The sequence below is a fragment of the Brevibacillus brevis genome (assembly GCF_031583145.1).
Lineage (GTDB): Bacteria > Bacillota > Bacilli > Brevibacillales > Brevibacillaceae > Brevibacillus > Brevibacillus brevis_E.
The window spans coordinates 2,551,446-2,574,527 of the sequence record NZ_CP134050.1; the positions used below are offsets into that span (position 1 = coordinate 2,551,446).

Annotated in this window: 25 protein-coding genes; 23 read left to right on the forward strand and 2 right to left on the reverse strand. The window is 55.3% G+C overall.

Annotated features, from left to right (window positions below; translation table 11 throughout):
• Positions 1–3 precede the first annotated feature (3 nt).
• From accC to RGB73_RS12775, 10 genes are all read left to right on the forward strand, one after another.
• Positions 4–1,359: an acetyl-CoA carboxylase biotin carboxylase subunit gene (gene accC, locus RGB73_RS12730; RefSeq protein WP_310772528.1), complete on the forward strand. Its 1,356-nt coding sequence runs from the start codon at positions 4–6 to the stop codon at positions 1,357–1,359.
• A 66-nt stretch (positions 1,360–1,425) separates the two neighbouring features.
• Positions 1,426–1,848 carry an Asp23/Gls24 family envelope stress response protein gene (locus tag RGB73_RS12735; protein ID WP_310772530.1) on the forward strand — a complete coding sequence of 141 codons (423 nt, stop codon included), beginning with the start codon at positions 1,426–1,428 and terminating at the stop codon, positions 1,846–1,848.
• A gap of 109 nt (positions 1,849–1,957) precedes the next feature.
• On the forward strand, positions 1,958–2,515 hold the full coding sequence (amaP, locus tag RGB73_RS12740) for an alkaline shock response membrane anchor protein AmaP (protein ID WP_310772532.1): 558 nt from the start codon (positions 1,958–1,960) through the stop codon (positions 2,513–2,515).
• Between the two features lie 12 nt (positions 2,516–2,527).
• Positions 2,528–2,740, forward strand: a complete 213-nt coding sequence (locus tag RGB73_RS12745) for a DUF2273 domain-containing protein (RefSeq protein WP_310772534.1) — start codon at positions 2,528–2,530, stop codon at positions 2,738–2,740.
• Between the two features lie 44 nt (positions 2,741–2,784).
• The gene (gene nusB / locus RGB73_RS12750; RefSeq protein WP_310772536.1) at positions 2,785–3,189 is read left to right on the forward strand and encodes a transcription antitermination factor NusB; all 405 of its coding nucleotides are present in this window, start codon (positions 2,785–2,787) and stop codon (positions 3,187–3,189) included.
• A 21-nt stretch (positions 3,190–3,210) separates the two neighbouring features.
• Positions 3,211–4,173: a tRNA (adenosine(37)-N6)-threonylcarbamoyltransferase complex transferase subunit TsaD gene (locus tag RGB73_RS12755; protein ID WP_310772538.1), complete on the forward strand. Its 963-nt coding sequence runs from the start codon at positions 3,211–3,213 to the stop codon at positions 4,171–4,173.
• A gap of 88 nt (positions 4,174–4,261) precedes the next feature.
• On the forward strand, positions 4,262–5,119 hold the full coding sequence (gene folD, locus RGB73_RS12760; protein ID WP_310772540.1) for a bifunctional methylenetetrahydrofolate dehydrogenase/methenyltetrahydrofolate cyclohydrolase FolD: 858 nt from the start codon (positions 4,262–4,264) through the stop codon (positions 5,117–5,119).
• Positions 5,120–5,185: 66 nt separating this feature from the next.
• Complete coding sequence (xseA, locus tag RGB73_RS12765; protein WP_310772542.1) at positions 5,186–6,565, forward strand: exodeoxyribonuclease VII large subunit; 1,380 nt, start codon at positions 5,186–5,188, stop codon at positions 6,563–6,565.
• Positions 6,534–6,788, forward strand: a complete 255-nt coding sequence (xseB, locus tag RGB73_RS12770; RefSeq protein WP_310772544.1) for an exodeoxyribonuclease VII small subunit — start codon at positions 6,534–6,536, stop codon at positions 6,786–6,788. Before xseA ends, xseB begins: the two co-directional genes overlap by 32 nt.
• A complete protein-coding gene (locus tag RGB73_RS12775) occupies positions 6,788–7,687 on the forward strand; it encodes a polyprenyl synthetase family protein (RefSeq protein ID WP_310772546.1) in 900 nt (299 codons plus the stop codon). Before xseB ends, RGB73_RS12775 begins: the two co-directional genes overlap by 1 nt.
• A gap of 100 nt (positions 7,688–7,787) precedes the next feature.
• On the opposite strand, the gene RGB73_RS12780 is transcribed toward RGB73_RS12775, so the two are convergent.
• Complete coding sequence (locus RGB73_RS12780; RefSeq protein WP_310772547.1) at positions 7,788–9,482, reverse strand: M3 family oligoendopeptidase; 1,695 nt, start codon at positions 9,480–9,482, stop codon at positions 7,788–7,790.
• A 251-nt stretch (positions 9,483–9,733) separates the two neighbouring features.
• On the opposite strand from RGB73_RS12780, the gene dxs reads away from it, so the two are divergent.
• The 9 genes from dxs to RGB73_RS12825 all read left to right on the forward strand — a co-directional run bounded on the left by dxs (position 9,734) and on the right by RGB73_RS12825 (position 19,813).
• Positions 9,734–11,620: a 1-deoxy-D-xylulose-5-phosphate synthase gene (dxs, locus tag RGB73_RS12785; protein ID WP_310772548.1), complete on the forward strand. Its 1,887-nt coding sequence runs from the start codon at positions 9,734–9,736 to the stop codon at positions 11,618–11,620.
• A complete protein-coding gene (locus RGB73_RS12790) occupies positions 11,617–12,435 on the forward strand; it encodes a TlyA family RNA methyltransferase (RefSeq protein WP_310772549.1) in 819 nt (272 codons plus the stop codon). The genes dxs and RGB73_RS12790 overlap by 4 nt, the downstream gene beginning before the upstream one ends.
• Before the next feature lie 114 nt (positions 12,436–12,549).
• Positions 12,550–13,407: an NAD(+)/NADH kinase gene (locus RGB73_RS12795; protein ID WP_310772550.1), complete on the forward strand. Its 858-nt coding sequence runs from the start codon at positions 12,550–12,552 to the stop codon at positions 13,405–13,407.
• A 5-nt stretch (positions 13,408–13,412) separates the two neighbouring features.
• Positions 13,413–13,862 (forward strand): transcriptional regulator AhrC/ArgR, encoded by a 450-nt coding sequence (gene ahrC / locus RGB73_RS12800; RefSeq protein WP_310772551.1) that lies wholly within the window; start codon positions 13,413–13,415, stop codon positions 13,860–13,862.
• 16 nt (positions 13,863–13,878) lie between these two features.
• Positions 13,879–15,603, forward strand: a complete 1,725-nt coding sequence (gene recN, locus RGB73_RS12805; RefSeq protein ID WP_310772552.1) for a DNA repair protein RecN — start codon at positions 13,879–13,881, stop codon at positions 15,601–15,603.
• 117 nt (positions 15,604–15,720) lie between these two features.
• Positions 15,721–17,061, forward strand: a complete 1,341-nt coding sequence (gene spoIVB, locus RGB73_RS12810; RefSeq protein WP_310772554.1) for a SpoIVB peptidase — start codon at positions 15,721–15,723, stop codon at positions 17,059–17,061.
• A gap of 264 nt (positions 17,062–17,325) precedes the next feature.
• Positions 17,326–18,114 (forward strand): sporulation transcription factor Spo0A, encoded by a 789-nt coding sequence (spo0A, locus tag RGB73_RS12815; protein ID WP_310772555.1) that lies wholly within the window; start codon positions 17,326–17,328, stop codon positions 18,112–18,114.
• A gap of 270 nt (positions 18,115–18,384) precedes the next feature.
• On the forward strand, positions 18,385–18,954 hold the full coding sequence (locus RGB73_RS12820; protein ID WP_310772557.1) for a beta-class carbonic anhydrase: 570 nt from the start codon (positions 18,385–18,387) through the stop codon (positions 18,952–18,954).
• A 4-nt stretch (positions 18,955–18,958) separates the two neighbouring features.
• Entirely contained in the window at positions 18,959–19,813 is an 855-nt protein-coding gene (locus RGB73_RS12825) for a metallophosphoesterase (RefSeq protein WP_310772559.1), read from the forward strand.
• Here RGB73_RS12825 and RGB73_RS12830 read toward each other — a convergent pair.
• Entirely contained in the window at positions 19,805–20,671 is an 867-nt protein-coding gene (locus RGB73_RS12830; RefSeq protein WP_310774273.1) for a LysR family transcriptional regulator, read from the reverse strand. The genes RGB73_RS12825 and RGB73_RS12830 overlap by 9 nt on opposite strands.
• A gap of 99 nt (positions 20,672–20,770) precedes the next feature.
• On the opposite strand from RGB73_RS12830, the gene RGB73_RS12835 reads away from it, so the two are divergent.
• The 4 genes from RGB73_RS12835 (at position 20,771) to RGB73_RS12850 (ending at position 23,045) form a co-directional block, all read left to right on the forward strand.
• Positions 20,771–21,565, forward strand: coding sequence for a class I SAM-dependent methyltransferase (locus tag RGB73_RS12835; RefSeq protein WP_310772560.1), 795 nt, complete (start codon positions 20,771–20,773; stop codon positions 21,563–21,565).
• Between the two features lies 1 nt (position 21,566).
• Positions 21,567–21,944, forward strand: a complete 378-nt coding sequence (locus RGB73_RS12840; protein ID WP_310772561.1) for a VOC family protein — start codon at positions 21,567–21,569, stop codon at positions 21,942–21,944.
• A 2-nt stretch (positions 21,945–21,946) separates the two neighbouring features.
• Positions 21,947–22,723 (forward strand): class I SAM-dependent methyltransferase, encoded by a 777-nt coding sequence (locus RGB73_RS12845; RefSeq protein WP_310772562.1) that lies wholly within the window; start codon positions 21,947–21,949, stop codon positions 22,721–22,723.
• Positions 22,724–22,868: 145 nt separating this feature from the next.
• Positions 22,869–23,045, forward strand: coding sequence for a DUF2759 family protein (locus tag RGB73_RS12850; RefSeq protein ID WP_310772564.1), 177 nt, complete (start codon positions 22,869–22,871; stop codon positions 23,043–23,045).
• Positions 23,046–23,082: the final 37 nt, after the last annotated feature.

Below are 23,082 nucleotides of genomic sequence, written 5' to 3' on the forward strand. Positions count from 1 at the left end.
GGAATGTTTCAAAAAGTATTGATTGCCAATCGCGGAGAAATCGCCGTGCGGGTCATCCGCGCATGCCGCGAGCTGGGCATTCGTACGGTCGCCGTCTACTCCGAAGCGGATCGTGAAGCGCTTCACGTGAAAATGGCCGACGAAGCCTACTGTATTGGTCCCAAAGCATCCAAAGAAAGCTATTTGAGCATAGCCAACATCATGAGCGTAGCGACCAAGGTGGGAGTTGACGCCATCCATCCGGGTTATGGATTCCTGGCGGAAAACGCCGATTTTGCCGAGATCTGCGCGGCTTGCAACATTACGTTCATCGGACCGGATCCGGAAGCGATCGTAAAGATGGGCGACAAGTCGACTGCCAAGGATACGATGAAGGAAGCAGGCGTGCCGACCGTTCCAGGGACGGACGGCCTGATCGAGGACGTGGCAGGCGCGATCAAAACCGCCAATGAGATCGGCTATCCGGTTATGGTCAAAGCGACTGCAGGCGGAGGCGGACGTGGAATGCGCGTGGCCGTCGACGACGAAGATCTGGAAAAGGCGATTCGCCAAGCTCAGAACGAAGCCAAGACCGCTTTTGGCAATCCGGGCGTCTATCTGGAAAAATTCGTGGAAGGTCCGCGTCACGTGGAAATTCAGATCATGGCCGACAAGCATGGCAAAGCCGTGTACCTGGGCGAGCGCGACTGCTCCATCCAGCGTCGCCACCAAAAGCTGATCGAAGAGGCGCCATCGCCTGCACTGAGTGAGGAGCTCCGGAAGCAAATGGGCGAAGCGGCTGTAGCTGCCGCTAAAGCGGTGTCTTACCACGGGGCGGGAACCGTCGAATTTCTTTTGGACAAACACGGCAAGTTTTACTTTATGGAAATGAACACGCGCATCCAGGTCGAGCATCCGGTTACCGAGCTGGTGACTGGCTTTGACCTGATCAAAGAGCAGCTGACGGTTGCAGCCGGAGAGCCTCTGTCGTTCTCCCAGGAGGACGTCGTGCTCGACGGATGGGCGATCGAGTGCCGCATCAACGCGGAGAATCCGGCGAAAAACTTCATGCCTTCGCCTGGCCGAATCACGGAGTATCTGGCACCGGGAGGTTTCGGTGTGCGCGTGGACAGCGCCGCTTACGCAGGCTACAGCATCCCTCCTTACTACGATTCGATGATCGCCAAGCTGATCGTTTGGGGCAAAGACAGAAACGAAGCGATCGAACGGATGAAGCGGGCTCTCGGGGAGTTCGTCGTGGAAGGAATCACGACCACCATCCCGTTCCACCTCAAAGTGCTGGAGCACGAGGTGTTTGCGAGCGGACAGTTCGACACGAAGTTCCTTGAGACGTACGATCTGAACCTCAACGAGGAATAGGCGTCATTTGTAAAAAAACGGAGCGCTTGGTATAATGAATGACAAATTGAAAGGGAGGTGCGAAGCATGGAAGAGTTTTCCCCAGATCTAGAGAGAACAGAACTTGGAAAGGTCCAGATCGCTCCCGAAGTGTTGGAAGTGATCGCCGGCATGGCTGCGTCTGAAGTCGAGGGCGTAGCGCAAATGAGCGGCGGTTTCGTAGGAGAAATCGCGGAACGGTTAGGCCGTAAAAATATTGCTCGGGGAGTTCGCGTGGAAGTAGGGTCGCGCGAAGCAGCCGTAGATGTATCGATTATCGTAAAATATGGACACCGCATCCCGGATGTGGCTCGAAATATTCAAGATAGTGTGCGCAACGCCATCGAGAGCATGACAGGGCTGTCGGTGGTTGAGGTCAATGTACATATCGTAGACGTAGAGCTCAAGGCCGAAGAAAAAGCGCCTGCACCTGCTGCTGCTGCGGTGGAAGAGTACCAGCGCGTACGCTAACACAGGTTACGGATGGATGCCCCCTAGTATCAGGGGGCATTTTCCTCATAAGAAACCTCCATCTCAATAAACCACCTGTGTTTCAAACACGGCTGAAGGAGAGAGGCATGTGAACTTGTTCGACCGTTTCATTTTGACGATATACAGCTTTGCGCTGATCATTCTATCCTGCATCGCGATTGCTGCGACTAGCGGATTGCTGTCTCCCGACCTGTTCCGACCTTACGTCGAGCAGATGCTCTCGGGAACCAATTGGGCGTACCTCATCGTGGCAATCATCTTCCTCGTTGTCAGCCTTCGCTTCTTTTTCAGTTCCTTTCGTTCCCAGAAGCCCAAAACGGATCGCGGTATTCGGCAACGGAACGATCTGGGCGAAGTCAACATCACCATCCAGACGATCACGACGATCGCAGAGCGCGCCGCCAGGAGAGTAAAAGGGGTGCGCGATATGAAGACCTTTGTCAAAGCCCTGGAGAGCGGCAACATCATTACGCTGCGCGTGTCCGTTGACGGAGAGACCCCTTTGCCTGAACTGACGCAGAAGCTTCAGCAGGATGTAAAAGATCAGGTCGAAGGGATTGCGGGTGTCGTCATTTCCGAAGTGACGGTTGTGGTGACAGAGGTGGCTCAACAAGAAAACTACGCTGCACGCAAGCGGGTGGAATAGAAGGTGAGAGCCATGATATGGGAGTTGTTGTGGGAACACAAGGGAAAGCTAATGGGGATACTCGCCGGATTTATTTTCGGGTTGATCTACCTTCTCGTGGGATTTTGGGATACACTGGTGTTTGTTGTCTTTATCGGTACTGGTTATTACATCGGCCGCAAACTCGATCATAAAGAAGATTTGCGGGAGATCCTCGACCGGATATTGCCGGGCAAGTTTCGATGATACAGGTACAGGAACGTTGTAAATTAAATGGTAGGGTGAATCGAATGAAGCGAAGAACAGCACGAGAAAAAGCAGTCCAATGCCTTTTCCAGATCGACATGGCGGAGGTTCCGGTAAAGGAAGCCGTAGAGCTGGTCATGGAGGATTCGAAGGAGGATTCGCAGTACTTGCGCTACCTCGTCGATGGGGTATTGCAAAACCAAGAGGCGATTGACGCCGAGATCAAGAAGTTTTTGCGCGGCTGGCAGCTCGAACGGATCGCCAATGTAGACCGCGCGATACTCCGCCTGGCTTTCTACGAGATCATGTTTGAAGCACAAACCCCTGACAAGGTGGTTATGAACGAAGCGATCGAAATTGCCAAGCTGTTTAGCGATGAGCAATCCCACCGTTACATCAACGGCGTTTTGTCCAGCTTCCTGCATGCTCGCGAGACGGCGCAAGCGTAGACAGACAGGGGACGCTTACGGATGACAAAAGTAATGTTGGGAATTGATACGAGCAACTATCGGACATCGCTATGTTTGGCTCAGGAAGACGGCAGGATCGTAGCAGAAGCAAAACGCCTTCTGAAAGTGAAAGAGGGCAAGCGAGGGCTGCAGCAATCCGAAGCCGTCTTTCAGCATGTGATGAACTTGCCGGAACTGAGCGAGCAGATGAAGTGGAACGAGCATGAGATCGAGGCGATTTGTGTCAGCGAAAAGCCGCGGCCTGTCGATCAGTCCTATATGCCGGTCTTCAAGGTCGGCGAGGGACTGGCGAAGTCGCTGGCGACCTATCTGCGTGTTCCCCTTCATTTGACGACCCATCAAGAGGGACATATCGCCGCCGGGGAATTTACAGCTGAGCAGCGGCCGCGTCAGGACCGCTTTCTCGCGGTACACCTGTCAGGCGGTACAAGCGAGATCCTGCTCTGTGACCGCCATGCCGCCGGTTATGCCATAGAAAAAATCGGGGGAACCATTGATCTTCACGCCGGCCAGCTCGTCGACCGCATAGGAGTCGCTCTGGGGTTGTCTTTTCCTGCCGGACCGCAGCTGGAAGAGCTGGCGAAAGGGACGACCGGAGAGTTTCGCATTCCGTCGGCAGTGGAAGGTCTCTCCTTCAGCTTCTCGGGGCCGGAAGCCTCTTTGCTTCGCACGATCCAGACGGGCCAGATCAGTCCGGCAGACATTGCCCGCGCGACTGAACAGTGCATCGCGGGTACGCTGGAAAAATCGCTGCGTTACGCAGTAGAGCAAGGCTACCCGAAGGACGTCCTGATCGTAGGCGGAGTCGCAGCCAACCAGTACGTGCGAGAGCGGCTGATCAAGCGACTGGAGCATCCGGCAGTGGGAGCCAAGCTGTATTTTTGCGATCCCGTTTATTCCGGAGACAATGCGTACGGAGTGGCCATGCTCGGGTGGATGAAGCAAAAGGCGAACATTAAATAATGCAATACTTTTTATGATTCGCCTTTACACGAGGTTGCGAAATCGGTACACTAAGGGTATCGACGCTTATGAAGGAGGCTTTTTCTCCATGACTGCCATGATTATCCAAGGAAAAGAAGTTGCGCAAAGCATTCGTGCCGAACTCGCGGCCGAAGTCGCAAAGCTTAAACAACAAGGGATTGTGCCGGGTTTGACCGTAGTGCTGGTCGGGGATGATCCCGCTTCACAATCGTACGTACGTGGGAAGGCCAAAGGCTGCGAGGAGGTAGGCATCCGCTCCGAGGTCATCTTGAAGGACGCATCCACGACAGAGGAAGAACTGCTAGCCATTATCCAGCAATTGAACGAAAATCCGAACGTTAATGGGATCTTGGTTCAACTTCCTCTGCCGTCTCATATTTCGGAAACCGCGGTAATCGAAGCGATCCACCCTGAAAAGGACGTGGACGGCTTCCATCCCATCAGCGTAGGGAATATGGTGCTCGGCAACGAGACGATGCTTCCTTGCACGCCGCACGGCATCATTGAATTGATCAAACGGACAGGAACGCAGATCGCCGGCAAGCATGCCGTGGTCATCGGACGCAGCAACATCGTGGGCAAGCCGGTGTCGCTTTTGCTGCAGCAAGAAAACGCGACAGTGACCATGTGCCATTCCCGGACGCAAAACCTCGAGGAATACACCACCAAGGCGGACATTCTCGTGGTCGCAACCGGCCGCGCGCACATGATTGGAAAAGAGCACGTGAAGCCGGGCGCTGTAGTGATCGACGTGGGCGTCAACCGGATTGAAACCGGAAAGCTCGTCGGGGACGTCAAGTTCGACGAGGTCAAAGAGGTCGCCGGCTACTTGACTCCAGTGCCAGGCGGCGTCGGCCCGATGACCATCACCATGCTGCTGAAAAACACCGTAGCTGCCGCTCGCAGGCAAGCTGCGCGATCATAGGGTCCTGCTGACACGAAAATGGATAAAGACCCCTTTATCCATTTTCTTTTATAGGAGGAGGGGAGCATGGCCATACAAGACATCTTATCTGTCAGTGATCTCAACCGCTATATCAAGATGGTGCTGGAAAAGGAATCGCGTTTGCAGGATGTGTGGGTGCGGGGAGAAATCTCCAACTTCACTCACCATTCGAGCGGCCATATGTACTTTACCCTGAAGGATAAGCAGTCGCGGATCAAGGTCGTCATGTTTGCCAGTCATAACCGGTTTCTGCGCTTTTTGCCCAAAGACGGGACCAAGGCGATTGTGAGGGGTTCCATCTCCGCTTACGAGCGGGATGGGGCCTATCAGCTCTATGCCAGAGAGATGCAGCCGGACGGGCTGGGCTCGCTGTATTTGGCCTTCGAGCAATTGAAGGAAAAGCTGGCGGGTGAAGGGTTGTTCGCTGCCGAAAGAAAACGGCCGCTGCCGCGCTTTCCCAAGCGGGTCGGAGTCGTCACCTCGCCAACGGGAGCAGCGATTCGCGATATTTGCACGACCATTCGCAGGAGATATCCACAGGCGGAAATCGTGCTGGCACCCGCGGTTGTCCAAGGTGTGGAAGCCCCGGCTTCGATCATTTCGGCCATTCGCATCATCAACCAGCAGTCCGATATCGACGTGCTCATCGTCGGAAGGGGAGGCGGCTCGATCGAGGAGCTGTGGGCGTTTAATGATGAGCAGGTGGCGAGGGCGATCGCGGCATCGCTCATTCCCGTCATTTCTGCCGTGGGGCATGAGACGGATGTGACGATCGCCGACTTCGTGGCCGATGTCCGCGCCGCGACACCGACTGCCGCAGCCGAGCTGGCCGTACCGCACTACCTGGAATGGGTGGAGCGGGTCAAGCAGCTCGACGTCCGCATGCACAGGGCCGTTCACCAGCGGCTTACTGTGCAGCGCAAGCGGCTGGATCAATTGGCAGGCTCGTATGCCATGCGACAGCCTCAGCGGAGACTGGAAGAAGCGGCGGAACGCCTGGACCGTGCGCAGCTGCGAATGCGACAGTCCATGAAACGTCTGCTCGCCATCAGGCGGGAACGATTCGAAAGGCTCGCCCGGCAAATCAGCCGCTATCGATTGGCAGACCAGATCGGCGAACGCCGCAAGTATGCGATGACAGTCCGGGCGCGTCTGGATGAACGGATGCGCCGCCTGCTCAGCGATCGGCAGATGGCCTTCTCTGCTCAGGTGGCCAGGCTGGACGCGCTCAGTCCGCTCAAAGTGATGCAGCGCGGTTTCTCGCTCGTATACGCAGGTGGCAAAATCGTCAAATCCGTAGACCAGTTTGCGAGCGGCGACGAGCTCGTGGTACGATTAAGCGACGGAAGCGCGACGGCACGCGTGGAACAGATCGATCGGGAGGAGAAGCACAATGGCTCGCAAGAAAACGGATCCAGAGACTGACATGCAGTTTGAGGAAGCGATGAAGCGGCTGGAAGAAGTCGTCCAGCGGCTGGAAGAAGGGGAAATTCCGCTGGAAGAGGCGATCACCCTCTACCAGGAAGGGGTCACGCTCTCCCGGATATGCGGGCAGAAGCTCGATGCGATCGAAGCGAAAATCACTCAACTGGTAGAGGAAGACGGACAGCTGAAGCAAAAAGCTTTTCGCATGGAAGGGGAAGCGTAATGGCTGTTGATACATTCGATACGTATTTGGCGGAGAAGACCGCCTATATCGAGGAGCATCTGGTTCCTGCCCTCGAGCGGGAAGGGGTTCCGGACGCCCTTTTCGAATCGATGAAATACTCATTGACGGCGGGCGGGAAAAGGCTGCGCCCGATGCTGGTGCTCGCGGTTCTCGAAGCCTTGGACAAGCCTGTGGAACGAGGGGTCCCTTTTGCCGTGGCTCTGGAAATGATCCACACGTATTCGCTCATTCACGACGATTTGCCCGCGATGGACGACGACGACCTGCGCAGAGGCAAGCCGACGAACCACAAGGTGTTTGGCGAAGCGACGGCGATTTTGGCAGGGGACGCGCTGCTCACCCGGGCCTTTTCCCTGATCGCCGAATCGTATCGGGAGCAGAGCGATGTACCCGCACGAACCGTCGTAAACCTGATCGCCGAATTGGGACGGCGCGCCGGTGCGACAGGGATGGTAGGCGGACAAATGGCCGACATCGAAGGGGAGACCAAGCAGCTCGAGCTGAGCCAGCTGGAATTCATCCACCAGCACAAAACGGGTGATCTCCTCATCGCAGCGCTGCGCGGGGGCGGTTACCTCGCGGAAGCAAGCGAGCAGCAGATGCAGGCATTGACCCGCTACGGATCGTGCATTGGCCTTGCCTTTCAGATCCAGGACGATATCTTGAACGTGGAAGGCGACAGCGCCAAGCTCGGAAAAGCTGTAGGCAGCGATGCGGAGAAGCAGAAAGCGACGTATCCGGCCCTGCTTGGGCTGAAGGAGTCCAAGGAGCGATTGGCTTCGCTGATCCTCGAGGCGAAAGCGGCTCTGGAAGAGGCCGGATTGGAGCATTCAGCCCTGAGCCCGCTGGCCGACTACGTCCAAAACCGGCAGAAATAACGAAAAGAGCACAAGAGGAAAGGCCAGCGTGTTTCGGTCCCAATGCCGAAGCTCGCTGGCCTCTTTGTTTTTCGGTTGTTCCGGACTCGATCAGTGGAGCTTACAGCGACCGATCATCGATGCTGTCCAGCCATCGCTCAATATCCCCGATGACGGAGGAAATGCAGCCTTCCTCAAACGGTGAGACCAGCTTTGCGACCGCCACCAGCTCGGTAAAGGACTTGCTTCCTCCTTCCCGGCACAGGGTCAAGTAATCCTGCCAGGCGACATCCGCATTTTCCTGGGCGCGTTTCCAGAACTGGAAGGCGCAAATTTGGGCCAGGGTGTAATCGATGTAGTAGAACGGATCGCAGTAAATGTGGCGCTGCTGCTGCCAATAACCGCCTTCCTCGAGAAACTCGTTCTCGTCGTAATTGCGGTGAGGAAGGTATTTGCGCTCGATTTGGCGCCACGTGCGCTTGCGTTCGGCCGGAGACATCTCCGGGTTCTCGTACACGGCATGCTGGAATTCGTCCACGGCGACACCGTACGGGATAAACGTGAGGGCCCCGCTCAAATGCGCAAATTTGTACTTGTCGGTATCTTCCAGGAAAAATTTGTCCATCCATGGCCAAGTCAAGAACTCCATGCTCATGGAGTGAATCTCGCACGCTTCGTATGTCGGGAAGTGGTATTCCGGGACTTCGAAGCCGCGGCTGACATAGACTTGGAAGGCATGGCCGGCTTCGTGGGTCAGCACGTCTACGTCTCCGGAGGTGCCGTTGAAATTGGCGAATATGTAAGGGAGTCCGTATTGGCTGATGTACGTGCAGTATCCCCCGGGGGCTTTGCCCTTTTTGCTCAGCAGGTCCAGACAGTCGTTTTCCAGCATGAACGCAAAAAATTCATCGGTCTCCGGCGACAGCTCGGCGTACATCTTCCTGCCGTTTTCCACGATCCACTCCGGCGACCCCTTTGGAGTTGGATTGCCCGTAGCGAATTCGAATGCCAGATCGTAATACTTCATAACATCGACGCCGATTCTCTTTTGCTGGCGTTCAGCCAGCTTGGTGGCGACCGGCACGATGTGCTTGTGGACCTGGTCCCGGAATACCGCTACCTGAGAGGCGTTGTAGTCCGTCCGGTTCAGCCGGGCGTACGCCAGCTCCACAAAGTTCGCAAAGCCGAGCTTGCTTGCGATCCGCGAGCGCACCTTTACCAGGTCGTCGAAAATGCGGTCCAGCTCATCTGCATGGCTGCGCATGAACTCGTACTTCGCTTCGTTCGCCCGCTTGCGCATGGCACGGTCCTTCGATGTCTGGAAGGGGAGCAGCTGCGAGAGAGTCCTTTCCTCGCCTTCGAACATGATTTTTGCGGATGCTGTCAGGGCGACGTAACGGCTTACCAGTTTGTTTTCTTCTTGCAGATCTCCGACGACGTCAGGAGAAAACGTCCGCAAAGTCGTCTCTGCGATGCGAAACAGCTGAGCGCCCCATTTCTTTTCCAGCTCGGAACGAAAGCGGGACTGGACGATGGCTTCGTAGTAGCGGGAAATGATGCCCTGGTAGATCGGGCCGACCTCATCCCAGTAATCTTGCTCGTCTTTGTAAAAAGGGTCTTGTGTGTCGATCGTATGCCGGATCTGCGCGACTTCCCGAGCGGATTCGACTTCCTGCCGCAGCTCGATCAACCGGGCCATCGCCTGATCCTGCTCGCCATAGCTGGCTGCTTCACGGAACTCCTTTAGCAGCTGCTCGAACTTTCGCTCCATAAGACCCATGTCGATACGCGTATACTCGATCTGGGAAAACTTCATGGCAGCTTCACCTCACCTATTCATTTTTTGTTCGATCCATATTATTTTACCAAAAGGAAGGCGCTTTCGTACGGTCATTGGCATTGAAAGAGGAAAAGTGGTGTTTTTGTAAAGAAACCGTTATAATGAAGCAAGTGTAAATGAACCGTTATCATGGCTTTGCACATGGCAAGGCGAGTTTTCCTAGGGTTGGATTGTACTGCGTCATGCACAATCGCAGGAGAACGAACAGTGGAAAGTGAGGAATACCCATGCTGCTTACGACTATAAATAATCCTCAAGACTTGAAAAAATGTACTCATTCGCAGCTATATACGTTGGCATCGGAAATCAGGCATTTTCTCGTAGAGACTCTGTCCAAAACAGGCGGCCATCTGGCGCCAAACCTCGGCGTCGTCGAGCTGACGCTGGCTTTGCACTATGCATTTGAGAGTCCAAAGGACAAGCTGATCTGGGACGTAGGCCATCAGGCGTATGTACATAAATTGTTGACGGGGCGTCGCGACATGTTTCCGACACTGCGCCAATACAAAGGAATGTGCGGTTTCCCCAAAATGGTGGAAAGTCCCCATGACGTCTGGGAGACCGGACACAGCAGCACGTCGCTGTCCGCTGCGATGGGGATGGCGACAGCGCGCGACTTGAAGAAAGAAAAAAACCATGTCGTCGCGATTATCGGCGACGGTGCCTTGACGGGCGGGATGGCATTCGAAGCGCTGAACCACATCGGTCACGAGAGGAAAAATGTGATCGTGGTGCTGAACGACAACGAGATGTCCATCGCGCCGAACGTGGGGGCCATGCACAACTATTTGGGCAAATTGCGCTCCATGGAGAACTATCAATGGGCAAAGGACGAACTGGAAGGTCTGCTCAAATCCATTCCCGCTGTAGGCGGAAAATTGGCGAATATAGCCGAACGAGTGAAGGACAGCATGAAGTATTTGCTCGTTTCCGGGGTTCTATTCGAGGAGCTTGGCTTTACCTACATCGGCCCGATTGACGGCCACAATATCGAGCTGTTGCTCGATACGATGAAAACTGCCAAGCAGACCAAAGGGCCTGTCCTGATCCACGCGATCACCAAAAAGGGCAGAGGCTATGCGCCCGCAGAAGCGGATTCCGTCAAGTGGCACGGGATTGGCACGTATAAAATCGAATCCGGCGACACGCCGAAGTCGGCACCTACGTACACCTCGATCTTTGCGGACACCATGATTACGCTCGCAGAGGAGGACAGCCGGATCGTGGCAGTCACTCCGGCAATGCCTGCCGGCTCAGGTTTGATCCCGTTCGGACAAAAATACCCGAACCGGCTGTTTGACGTCGGGATTGCCGAGCAGCATGCATGTACATTTGCGGCGGGTCTGGCCACGCAAGGACTCAAGCCGGTCCTGGCGATCTATTCGACCTTTTTGCAGAGGGCGTATGACCAGCTGATCCACGATGTGGCCCGGCAAAAGCTCAATGTCGTTTTTGCCGTAGACCGGGCAGGTCTGGTCGGCGCAGACGGAGAGACGCATCAAGGCATGTACGATATCGCCTTCATGCGCGTCATTCCGAATATGGTCATCATGGCTCCGAAGGATGAAAACGAACTGCGGCACATGATGAAGACAGCCGCCGTATACGACGGCGGACCGATTTCCTACCGCTATCCGCGTCTCCCTGTTCGCGGTGTGAAAATGGATGAAGAACTGCAAGTGCTGCCGATCGGAAAAGCGGAAATCGTGCAGGAAGGAAAGCATGTCGCGATCGTCTCGTTCGGACACGTGTTTGAGATCGCCGAGCAGGCTGTCCAAGCGCTGAAAGCGGAAGGGATCAAGCCGATGCTCGTCAATGCCCGTTTTTGCAAGCCGTTGGATGAGGAGCTGCTATTCCGCCTCGCGCGGGAAGGCTACCAGATCATCACTGTCGAGGAAGGCTCGGAGATGGGCGGCTTCGGAAGCGCGGTACTGGAGTGTTACCAACGCGCAGGGTTTGATGGCGTGAATGTACAGATGGTCGGGGTACCGGATTATTTCGTGGAGCATGGAAGTGTCAAGGAACAGCGGCTGGAAGTGGGACTCACGGCAGAGAACATCGCTTCCCGCGTGCGCGCCTTGATGCCTGTGTCGAAGGGCGTAGTGGAAGCATGAGCATACGAAAAGAACGCGTAGATGTCCTCCTGGTGGAGCGGGGCATCTACGAAACAAGGGAAAAAGCGAAAGCGGCAGTAATGGCTGGCCTGGTGCAGGTTGGCGGCGAACGCTGCGATAAGCCCGGGACCAAGGTCACGGAAGATGTCGCGATCACAGTCAAGGGGGAAGTCCATCCGTACGTAGGACGGGGTGGACTCAAACTGGAAAAGGCCTTGCGCGTATTCGGGATCGACTTGACTGATCGCGTCATGATGGATATCGGGGCTTCTACCGGCGGCTTTACGGATTGCGCGCTGCAGCACGGAGCCCGGATGGTCTACGCGATCGACGTCGGCTACGGCCAGCTGGCGTGGAGCCTTCGCCAGGATGAGCGCGTCGTGGTGATGGAACGCACCAATTTCCGGCACATGGATCCGGAAAGCTTTGCGCATGAGCAGCCGGATGCAGCATCGATCGACGTCTCCTTTATCTCACTTCGGCTGATTCTGCCTGTCCTGTACCGCTTTCTGAAGCAGGGGGGCGATGTCGTCGCCCTGGTCAAGCCGCAGTTTGAAGCTGGCAAAGAGAAGGTCGGCAAAAATGGCATCGTACGCGACCCTGAGACACATGAGGCTGTGCTGACGGACATTGGCCAATTTGCCAGAGAGCTGGGATTCGCCCTGCGGGGACTTGATTTTTCTCCGATCACGGGGGGAGAAGGCAATATCGAGTTCGTCCTGCACGCACAAAAAGGCGAGGGCGGCTTGGAAGCGGAAGAATGGCTCGAACTCGTCACAAAAGTCGTGGCTTCGGCTCATGCCGAGCTCAAATAAAAAGAGATTTCGCAAAGCCTCGGGAGTTTTGTCCGAATCGAGGCTTTTTATTTATTCATGAATAGTTGTATACTTGTATAAAGATTGCCAACCAACCGGTTTGGGGTGGACCATGTGAAGAAAATTGGAATCATAGCGAATAAAGGAAAGCCGGAGGCCCGGATCGTCGCGCGGGAACTGCTGTATTTGCTGGAAGCGCGCGGTGCTCGGGTCTTTCTGGAGGAAAACATCGCTTCCGACCTGGGACGTGCCGAACTGCGAACGACCGTGGAGAAGATCGGGAGTGAAGCGGATCTGATCTGTGTGCTCGGAGGCGATGGGACCTTGCTAGGCATCGCTCGCCAGCTGGCCGGTCGCTCGGTGCCGATCCTGGGCATCAATCTGGGCACGCTGGGCTTTTTGTCGGAAGCAGAGCCTGAGCACCTGCCTCACGCAGTCGACAACCTTCTGCTAGGCAAGTACGATATTGAAGAACGCACGATGCTGGAGGCAAAGCTGGTTCGAAAGGGCAAGACCTTGGGGACCTATACCGCGATGAATGACATCGGGATCGCCAAAGGATCGTTTTGCCGGATTATTCAGTGCGCAGTATATTTGGACGAGGCGTACATCGCCACGTTCAGCGGAGATGGGGTCATCGTATCGACGCCGACTGGTTCCACCGCGTACTCCTTGTCAGCAGGCGGGCCAATCGTCGCGCCGAATGTGGACATGCTATTACTGACTCCGGTTGCGCCGCACTCGCTGACAGCACGTCCGATGGTGCTCTCCGGCAATGAAGTGATCCGGGTGGAGGTCGATGCTGTCCATCAGGAAATGGGCCTTTCCATCGACGGCCAGTTCGGTTACAGGCTGGAAGGCGGCGATCACATCTACATCAAGAAGTCGCCGTACGTCACACCGCTTGTCAAGTGGAAGCCAGGCGGCTTTTTCGAAGCGATCCGCACGAAACTACAAGGGGAATGGGAGTAAATCATATGAACAAAGGGCAACGACATATCCGAATCAGGGACATCATCAGCAATTCCGAGGTGGAGACCCAGGACGAGCTGGTTGAGCGATTGCGTGCTGCGGGCTTCAATGTCACGCAGGCGACCGTGTCCCGGGACATCAAGGAGCTGCATTTGGTGAAGGTGCCGCTGCCGGATGGACGGTATAAATATTCGGTGCCGACCGAGCAAAAGTTCAATCCGCTGCAAAAGCTGAAGCGCATGCTCGTCGATTCATTTGTCAGCATCGACAAGGCCGACCATTTTATTGTGCTGAAAACACTCTCGGGACACGCGAACGCGGTGGCGGAGCTGGTCGACAATCTGCCTTGGGAAGAAATCATGGGCACGATCAGCGGGGACAATACGATCCTGATCATTTGCCGTTCCAAGGAAAATACCGAAGAAGTGACAAATCGCTTTATGGAAATGCTGTAAGAGGTGGTCGCTTGCCATGTTAGTGGAACTCTCCATTCGAAACTTTGCCATCATCAAATCCGTAACCATTTCCTTCCAAAAGGGTTTGAATATCTTAACAGGTGAAACAGGAGCGGGAAAATCCATCATCATCGATGCGCTCGGCTTATTGCTGGGAGGCAGAGCTTCCGCCGACTTTGTACGCTACGGAGAGACCCGGGCCGAGGTAGAAGGGCTGTTTGAGCTGCCGTCGGGTCATCCGGCTTTGACGGTATGCGAGGGCTTCGGCGTGCAGATCGAGCAAGACGGCATGCTGGTCGTGCGCAGAGACATTTCCAATCAAGGGAAAAGCATCATTCGCCTCAATGGGCAGATGGTCACCCTCGCCATGCTGCGTGAGCTCGGACCATGGCTGGTAACGGTGCACGGACAGCACGACACGCATATGCTGATGCAGTCGGACAAGCATATCAATTGGCTGGACGCGTACGGGGAATCCGCGCTTGGGGCAGCCAAGGCGGAGTACTCCCAGCTCTATGCTGCCTTTCGCAAGACGAAGCAGGATCTGGAACGCATGGCGCGCAATGAGCGCGAGCTGGTGCAGCGGATCGATCTCTTGTCGTATCAGCTCAGCGAGATCGAAGCTGCAGCGCTTGCGCCTGGCGAAGACGAGAAGCTGATGCAGCAACGGAAAAAGTGGATGAACATTGAGAAGGTTTATTCATCGATCCAGGATGCGTACCGATCGCTGTACGGGGATCAGAAGGGGATGGACTGGCTGGGTCACGCCATGGGCGAGCTCGAGCGTGTAGCCGGGTACGAGGAGCAGCTGGGACCGATCCTGGAAACCGTGCAAAACGCCTATTACCAGATCGAGGACGTGGTGCACAAGCTGCGTCAACTGTCCTATCAGATGGACTTCGAGCCGGCTCAGCTGGCGGAGGTGGAGAGCCGGCTGGACCAGATTCAGTCCCTGAAGCGAAAATACGGAAAAAGCGTAGACGATATCCTCGAGTATGCGGCCACGATCCAGGATGAGCTGGATGATATGCACCACTACGAAGACCGTCTGCAGCAAGTGCAGGAGCGGCTGAGCGAGATCGCGGCCGACCTGGCTGTCGAGGCGCTCGAATTGTCCGCCATCCGCCAGGAATGTGCGCAAAAGCTGGCGGTGGAGATCGAACAACAGCTGAAAGAGCTACATATGGAGCGAGCGCGTTTTGCCATCGACGTGCGGCAGACCCCGGACGAGGACGGGGTCGAGATCGACGGGATCAAGCGCCAGGTGGATGCGAACGGCATGGACCAAATCGAATTCCTCATTTCCCCCAATCCGGGAGAGCCGCTGCGGCCGTTGGCCAAGATTGCGTCCGGCGGGGAGCTGTCCCGCGTGATGCTGGCCATCAAAACGATTCTGGCGGGAACGGATCAGGTGGAGACCCTGATCTTCGACGAAGTGGACACAGGTGTAAGCGGCAGAGCCGCTCAGGCGATTGCCGAAAAGCTGGCCCGTGTGGCCGGGCAGCGGCAGGTTCTCTGCATCACCCACTTGCCGCAGGTCGCTTCCATGGCTGACGCCCATTTCCTGATCAAAAAGGAGATGAGCGAGCACGAAACGATGACCATCGTTTCCAGACTGTCGGATGACGAGCGTGTCATCGAGCTGGCGCGGATGCTGAGCGGAGCCGAAGTGACAGCGAAAACTGAAGAGCATGCCCGGGAGATGATCCTCCTGGGGCGCGAAAGAAAGACTGTGGGCTGACCCTTGCCCGCAGTCTTTTTTTCCTGACATAATCCGCTTCCTTGGAGGCAACATTAAAGGTACACAAGGTGGAGGTGTCACATAGGTGTAGGTAGGGAACGGTAGGAGTGATTGCTGGTGATCCGACAGAACAAAAGAAAATGGATGGGAAGTTTCCTTCTCCTTATCACGGCGCTCGTCGTGAGTTCCACCCCGTTCCGCGATCTGTCATCCTTTCCCCATGAACTTCGCATGATGGAAGGATCCCTCGAACAGTTGCGCGTCTCCGTGCCAGTAATGGGCACTCTTGTCAACAGCAACCCCGACATTTTGCACGTCAATGGGACAGAGGCGCGCGAAGTGTCCGTTGATCTGAGCAAGCCCATGTCCGTCGAACCGCGGCGGGCAGGGGAAGCGGAGTTGCAGGTGAAGTGGCGAAACATTCCGCTGACAGCCGTCAAAGTAAATGTGCTGCCGGATCTGCGTCTCTACCCGGGCGGTCAATCGATCGGGGTAAAGCTGCAAACAGCAGGGGTCCTGGTCGTCGGCCATCACTTGGTGGATGACGGCAAAACCAAGTATTCGCCAGGAGAGCAGTCCGGCGTTCATGTGGGAGACATGATCGTCAAAATGAACGATCTGTACATCAACGACATGAACGACGTCAAAAAGATGATCAACGAAGCGGGCAAGCGCAATCAGCCCGTCCAGCTGCTCGTCGTCCGCGGAAAAGAAAAGCTGAATCTCACGCTGCGTCCCGCAAAGGACAAAAAAGACAACGAGTACCGCATGGGGCTCTACATTCGTGACTCAGCGGCAGGTGTCGGGACGCTCACCTTTTATGATCCCCAATCAAAAGCATACGGCGCATTGGGTCACGTCATTTCCGACGTGGATACCGGTCAGGCCATTGTCGTCGGAGACGGGCAGATCGTACAAGCGAGTGTGACCTCCATTGAGAAAGGACAGAGCGGGAATCCAGGCGAAAAGTTTGCCCGTTTCTACAACGAGAGTGAAGTGCTGGGGAATATTACGAAAAACACGCCGTTTGGCATCTTCGGCAAAATGAAGGACGCGCCGAAGCGGAGCTTTTACGACGAGCCGCTGCCGGTCGCGCTGGCCGAGCAGGTGGAGGAAGGTCCCGCTAAGATCTTGACGGTAGTGAACGGCCAGAAAGTGGAGGAATTTGATATTGAAATCGCCAATGTCATCAAACAGCATTTTCCTGCCACAAAAGGGATGATCATCAAGGTGACGGACAAACGTCTTCTGGAGAAGACAGGCGGCATTGTCCAGGGAATGAGCGGCAGCCCCATCATTCAAAAAGGGAAAATCGTAGGCGCCGTCACCCATGTGTTCGTCAACGATCCGACATCCGGATACGGCTGTTACATCGAATGGATGCTGAGGGATGCAGGAGTCAATCTGCGGGGCGCTCCCGAGTCCAAAACCAAGATTAGCACCGGCAAGGCTGCCTGATGACACCGAGATGAGCCGTCACGCCACGCGCGAGACGGCTTTTTTCCCTTCCCGTCGAGATTTTTGCACCGATTTGACAGATGGACGTATTCTTTGTCGAAATATCAGTGAAATCATTCAATCTTTCGTCATTGGCAGGAAAGGGTACCCGTTTGTCGAATCAGTTTAGAAGTGAAAAGATGGTTTGGACTTATCCTTTTAGATAAAGACCTCTAAGATGCCACCTTCTTTCCAAAAGACCGTCCATTGTTAGGAGGAACGACTTTGAGCAAGATTGAAGTGTTATTGGCAGATGATAATCGCGAATTTGTGAACCTGTTGGAAGAGTACATCAGCAGTCAGTATGACATGAACGTCGTTGGCGTCGCGTACAACGGTAACGAGGTAGTCAGGCTGCTCCAAGAACGCGTGCCCGATGTCTTGATTTTGGATATTATCATGCCCCATTTGGATGGATTGGCTGTATTGGAGCAAATTCAGGCCATGCGTCTGAGCCCGCAGCCCAAAATTATTATGCTGACCGCTTTCGGTCAGGAGGAGATCACCAAAAAGGCGGTTGAGCTGGGCGCTGCCTACTACATCCTCAAGCCGTTTGACATGGAGGTACTGGCTCAGCGCATTCGTCAAATGATCACGACGAAGCCTGCTTCCTCTTTTGTTTCTTCGGTGAAGCCGCAGGCCCCTCTGGCCGTGCGTGGTCGCAATCTGGATGCCAGCATCACCAGCATCATCCACGAAATCGGCGTTCCTGCCCATATCAAAGGGTACCTGTATTTGCGTGAAGCCATCACGATGGTGTACAACGACGTGGAGCTGCTCGGCTCCATCACCAAAGTCCTGTACCCGGATATCGCCAAGAAGTTCAACACGACGGCCAGCCGCGTAGAGCGTGCGATCCGACACGCGATCGAGGTAGCCTGGTCCCGCGGGAATCTGGATTCCATCTCCAGCCTGTTCGGCTACACGATTTCCAACACCAAGGCGAAGCCGACCAACTCCGAGTTCATCGCGATGGTGGCGGACAAGCTGCGGATTGAGGCGAAGATCAGCTAGTTTGTAAAGAACAAGTCAAAAATCCCACTCTTTGATTGGCCTTCTGAACAGCCAATGAAGGAGTGGGATTTGTTCGTAAGCCGTGCCCATGACGTGGTCGAAGGACGGTCAGGGAATGGAGAGGAGCTCTGGAGAGACGGTGTATATGAATGACGAGTAGGGAAAATCTCTGGGACTCAAAATTAGACAAAATGTGCTTAGGTGGTTGAACCATCAGGATAACCAGGTAAAATAGAAGAGTAATGATTCCGATTGAGGCAGGTGTATTTCATGCGCAAACTTGATGAGATTTTAGAATTTAATCGCCAATTCGTCGAAGACAAGGAATATGAAAAATACCAAACTACCAAATTTCCGGATAAACGGCTGGTCGTGCTCTCCTGCATGGACACGCGGCTGGAAGAGCTGCTTCCCAAAGCCATGAACATGCGGAACGGGGACATCAAGCACGTGAAGAGTGCCGGTGCGATCGTTTCCCATCCGTTTGGAAGTATCATGCGCAGCATCATGGTAGCGATCTACGAGCTGGGCGCTGAAGAAGTCATGGTCGTCGGCCACTACGATTGCGGGATGAGTGCCATGGACAGCAAACGCACGATGGAAAAAATGGTGGAAAAGGGGATCTCCCCCGAGACATTCTCGACGCTGCAGCATGCGGGCATTCGTTTGGAGCAGTGGCTCCGCGGCTTCCAGTGTGTCGATGACAGTGTGAAAAACAGCGTGGAGACGATCAAAAACCACCCGCTCTTGCCGAAAAACGTGGCGGTACACGGGCTGGTCATCGATCCTGCCACCGGCAAGCTCGATGTAGTGGTCAACGGTTACGAACAGCTATCCTGACCCGATGGCAGCGACCAGAAAGGTCTATCGCGCGTCTCTGTCCCGCAAATGTCTCCATTTCGTCGGCAAACTGATTGGGTTGGTGCAGGCGGCAGGAGCTTACGCCTTCGGGTGGGAAAGAAACGTCCCGGAAGTGGTTCGCCTCGCCGTCAAGATGCCGGATTTGCCTAAACCGTTTATCGGTACGAGAGTGGTTCACTTCAGCGATTTGCATGTGGGTCATTACTGCGGGTCAGCGGATGTAAAGCGGGTAGCCGATCTTATCAGGCGCGAGAAGCCCGATCTGATCTGTTTTACAGGGGATTTGGTGGAGGAGAGCGCCAAAGGGCTGTCTTCCATCGTTGCTGTACTTGGCGAGCTGCGGGCTCCGCTTGGCAAATACGCCGTGCTCGGCAACCATGATTACCGTGCAAGGGAACAGCAGCAGGTGAGCAAGGCATGGACGAGTGCCGGCTTTGAAGTCTTGCAAAACCGGCATGTCCGCCTCAACAAAATGGACAGCTCGATCTTTATCGCCGGAATCGACGATGCGCTGTACGGCGTACCAGACTTGGCGATGGCGCTCGATGGCATAGTGGAAGGGCAGACGGTCATCTTGCTGTCTCATGAGGCGGATATTGCCGATCAGGCGGCTGCCTATCCGGTTCGCCTGCAATTGTCGGGGCACAGCCACGGCGGTCAGGTCCGCTTGCCATTCCTAGGAGCGATCCTGACGCCGAAGTTGGGAGAAAAGTACGTGCAAGGCTTGCACCGTGTAAGCAGCCGGTTGCAGGTCTACACGACGAGAGGGATTGGCACAACGATCCTTCCCATCCGGTTTTTATGCCGTCCTGAGTTGACTGTACTCACGTTAATATGAATCTTTTACCCATTGGACGAATTGCTGGAAAGCTTCGTCCTCTTTTTTTGGATGCAGGTAGGCGATCAGGGTAGGGCGCAGCAGCGTTCCCTTCGCGATATCATGAGCGACAAGCCTGCCTGCGGCCAGCTCCTCCTGGATTGTCCGCTCCGGAAGCATCGTGATGCCCAGCTGCTGCTCGACCATTTTCTTGACGGCGCTAAAGCTGTCGAGTTCCATGATCGCATTGGGAAACACTCCGTTCTGGGCGAGGAAACGATCGATCCGCTGACGGTACGGGGCCGTATGATTGCCGAACAGGATCATTTCTTCCGTTCCCCATTCGCGGAAGCCGGGAAAGCCGTCTGCCCAGGGGTGGTGGGGGGACGTGACCAAGACGATCTTGTCGCTCGGCAAAAACTCCTGGTAAATGTGCGGGTGATACATTTCGCTCCCGAGAAAGGCGATGTCGGCCGTGCCGGTCAAGAGGGCGCTCAAGGATTCTTCGTACAGCGTCGAGCGGACGTAACAGGTAAACTGCGGATGAGCCTGGCGATACTCTCCGATGAGGCGGGGAAGCTCATAGGCGACGAATGCTTTGCCCGCGACGATGGTCATGGACTGACGCTGTTCACCGGGACGGGTAAACGACCGCATCTGTTCAACGATGTTCGCGGCGATGGGCAGCAAGCGGCGCCCTTCCGCGGTAAGGGAAACACCGGACGCGGTACGGACGAACAACGGGGTGGCAACTTGGCGCTCCAGCTGCTTCAAGCGGTGCGTCACCGTGGACTGAGCGAGAAACAGCGCCTGGGCAGCCCGGTTGATGGAACCGTGGCGGGCAATGGTCAAAAACACTTCCAAACTCTCTTGATCCAACATAGGCGCCTCCTATCGATAATGTCGATATCCTGTTAGCGACATTCTATAACAAGGCAGGGGATCTTTGGAATAAGATAGTGGCAGGAGGTGTTCGAGATGGAGAAAAACGATCAAGTAAAACAAGCCGTCCAGGACCAGTTTGCAAGAAACGCGGAACGATACGTCCTAAGCCAGACACATGCCAAGGGGGATGATCTGGACCTGCTTTTGGATTGGCTGGGGCCCGAAATGGAGTGGGTCGTGCTCGATATCGCTACGGGGGGCGGTCACGTGGCCCGCAAGCTGGCGTCTCGGGTAGAGCTCGTCGTGGCGACGGATTTGACCCGTCCCATGTTGGAAGCTGCAAGCCGGGCCAATCGTGCACAAGGTGCGGACAACATCGTTTACGTCCAAGCGGATGCCGAAGCGCTCCCGTTTTTGGATGAATCCTTCGACGCCGTGACATGCCGGATCGCGGCGCACCACTTCCCGGATCCGGAAGCGTTTGTACGGGAAGTGGCCCGCGTGCTTCGGCCGGATGGAAGCTTTCTTTTCATCGACAATGTCGCGCCGGAAGACGAGGAATTGGCGGGCTTTGTCAACCGGATCGAAAACATGCGCGATACGAGCCATGTACGCTGCCTGTCGGTCGCAGAGTGGAAAAGCGCATTCGAAAGGGCTGGCTTGATCGGCAGCATGGAGCGCTACCGCAAAAAAAGGTTTGATTTTCCGGACTGGGTCGCGCGCACAGCGGAATCGAAGGAGCAGGAGGAAGCGGTAGAACAGGCCCTCCTGAGCGCCACTGACAGACAGAAGGCCTACCTGGAAATGAATGTGGAAAACGGCAGAGTGCGTACCCATCAAATCGATGAGTGGATGGTGCTTTGCCGCAAACAGAGAGGGGATCGTTGACATGGGAAATCCTGCATTTGAATGGATGGGGTTGGATCACGTGCAGCTGGCGGCACCTGCCGGATGCGAGGAGGAGGCACGGAGATTCTTTCGTGGCGTGTTGGGCATGACGGAAGTGCCGAAGCCGGAAAAGCTCAAGGTTCGAGGGGGAGTGTGGTTCCAGTGCGGTCCGCAGATGATCCACATCGGGGTGGAAACCCCCTTTCAGCTGGCCAAGAAAGCCCACCCCGCATTTTTGGTTCACCGGATCGAGCAGCTGATGGACCACTTGCAGGAACAGGGCATTCCTCTGCGGCTCGATGATGAGATTCCCGGACTGATCCGATTCTTTACGGAAGATCCGTTTGGCAACCGACTGGAGTTTATGGAGGCGAAGTGACGATGGGAATCGACTTTCACGATGAGGCAAACCAATCCTCCTACATAGGGCGGTCGGCTGACGAGACGTGGCGTCAGTCGATGCGGTCCATCCTGGCTCCAGAAGGCAAGAGGGTGCTGGACGTGGGCTGCGGAGGAGGCATTTACAGCAAGGCGTGGGCAGAGCTCGGTGCTGCGACTGTGATCGGTGCCGATTTTTCGGAAGTCATGCTCAAAGCCGCCTGGGACCATTGCCGGGAGGATTCCCGCATTACGTTTCTGCGCAGAGCAGCCCACGCTACGGGGCTTGAGGCAGACAGCGTCGACATCGTCTTTGCCCGCGCGCTGATTCACCACCTGCCGGAGTACGGTCCCTTTTTTGAGGAAGCAGCACGCGTTCTTGCCCCTGAAGGGATGTGCATCGTTCAGGACAGAACCATGAACGATGTGCTCTTGCCTGCTTCCCCGACGCATTTTCGCGGATATTTTCTGGAACAGTTTCCGCAGCTCCTGGAAAAAGAGGCGAGGAGACGCCCGGAAGACGCAGCGGTGCGAGCGGCCATGGAAGAAGCGGGTTTCGTCCGCATCGAGGCGCGACAGCTGTGGGAGACGCGCCGGACATACGAACGATGGGCGGAGCTGGAGTCCGACCTGCTCGAGCGCAAGGGGCGCTCCATCCTGCATGAGCTGACAGATGAAGAGCTCCGCAGGCTCGTGGGCCATATCGAACAAAAGGTGGCGCACCTGGAGCCGATCGTGGAACAAGACCACTGGACCGTTTGGATAGGAGTCAAACCTTGAGGCACAATAAATAGACATCTTCCTGGTAATTGTGAAATCGTTTGTCACAAATTTGGATATGCTTGTCTCGTAATAGGCAAAGCTATATAATGGAATTGCCATTGTATTCCGGTTTGCTTCATCTTGGTAAAGGAGTTGTCTATGTATGAAAGTGGTTTTGTTTGATTTCCTTATGTTCATTTTCACGGTTTTCATCGCATGGGGCTGCATCAACTCGGTTAAGGCAAAAAACAAGTTTGCGATCGGTTTTGGGATTATTTCTTTGCTGGTATTCCTGTTTGCAGATGGTTTGATTATTTACTACGCAACGAAAGGCGCGTAGCAGCGATTTTTTCGAAAACGATTACGGAAGAGGCTGT

Excerpts from the sequence above, each read along its gene's own strand:
- xseB (WP_310772544.1), top strand. The coding sequence starts at position 6,534 with ATGGCTCGCAAGAAAACGGATCCAGAGACTGACATGCAGTTTGAGGAA.
- RGB73_RS12850 (WP_310772564.1), top strand. The coding sequence starts at position 22,869 with ATGAAAGTGGTTTTGTTTGATTTCCTTATGTTCATTTTCACGGTTTTC.
- folD (WP_310772540.1), top strand. The coding sequence starts at position 4,262 with ATGACTGCCATGATTATCCAAGGAAAAGAAGTTGCGCAAAGCATTCGT.
- RGB73_RS12735 (WP_310772530.1), top strand. The coding sequence starts at position 1,426 with ATGGAAGAGTTTTCCCCAGATCTAGAGAGAACAGAACTTGGAAAGGTC.
- RGB73_RS12775 (WP_310772546.1), top strand. The coding sequence starts at position 6,788 with ATGGCTGTTGATACATTCGATACGTATTTGGCGGAGAAGACCGCCTAT.
- RGB73_RS12835 (WP_310772560.1), top strand. The coding sequence starts at position 20,771 with ATGGAGAAAAACGATCAAGTAAAACAAGCCGTCCAGGACCAGTTTGCA.
- dxs (WP_310772548.1), top strand. The coding sequence starts at position 9,734 with ATGCTGCTTACGACTATAAATAATCCTCAAGACTTGAAAAAATGTACT.
- nusB (WP_310772536.1), top strand. The coding sequence starts at position 2,785 with ATGAAGCGAAGAACAGCACGAGAAAAAGCAGTCCAATGCCTTTTCCAG.
- RGB73_RS12790 (WP_310772549.1), top strand. The coding sequence starts at position 11,617 with ATGAGCATACGAAAAGAACGCGTAGATGTCCTCCTGGTGGAGCGGGGC.
- accC (WP_310772528.1), top strand. The coding sequence starts at position 4 with ATGTTTCAAAAAGTATTGATTGCCAATCGCGGAGAAATCGCCGTGCGG.
- xseA (WP_310772542.1), top strand. The coding sequence starts at position 5,186 with ATGGCCATACAAGACATCTTATCTGTCAGTGATCTCAACCGCTATATC.
- RGB73_RS12780 (WP_310772547.1), bottom strand. The coding sequence starts at position 9,482 with ATGAAGTTTTCCCAGATCGAGTATACGCGTATCGACATGGGTCTTATG.
- ahrC (WP_310772551.1), top strand. The coding sequence starts at position 13,413 with ATGAACAAAGGGCAACGACATATCCGAATCAGGGACATCATCAGCAAT.
- RGB73_RS12755 (WP_310772538.1), top strand. The coding sequence starts at position 3,211 with ATGACAAAAGTAATGTTGGGAATTGATACGAGCAACTATCGGACATCG.
- RGB73_RS12845 (WP_310772562.1), top strand. The coding sequence starts at position 21,947 with ATGGGAATCGACTTTCACGATGAGGCAAACCAATCCTCCTACATAGGG.
- RGB73_RS12825 (WP_310772559.1), top strand. The coding sequence starts at position 18,959 with ATGGCAGCGACCAGAAAGGTCTATCGCGCGTCTCTGTCCCGCAAATGT.
- recN (WP_310772552.1), top strand. The coding sequence starts at position 13,879 with ATGTTAGTGGAACTCTCCATTCGAAACTTTGCCATCATCAAATCCGTA.
- RGB73_RS12820 (WP_310772557.1), top strand. The coding sequence starts at position 18,385 with ATGCGCAAACTTGATGAGATTTTAGAATTTAATCGCCAATTCGTCGAA.
- RGB73_RS12745 (WP_310772534.1), top strand. The coding sequence starts at position 2,528 with ATGATATGGGAGTTGTTGTGGGAACACAAGGGAAAGCTAATGGGGATA.
- RGB73_RS12840 (WP_310772561.1), top strand. The coding sequence starts at position 21,567 with ATGGGAAATCCTGCATTTGAATGGATGGGGTTGGATCACGTGCAGCTG.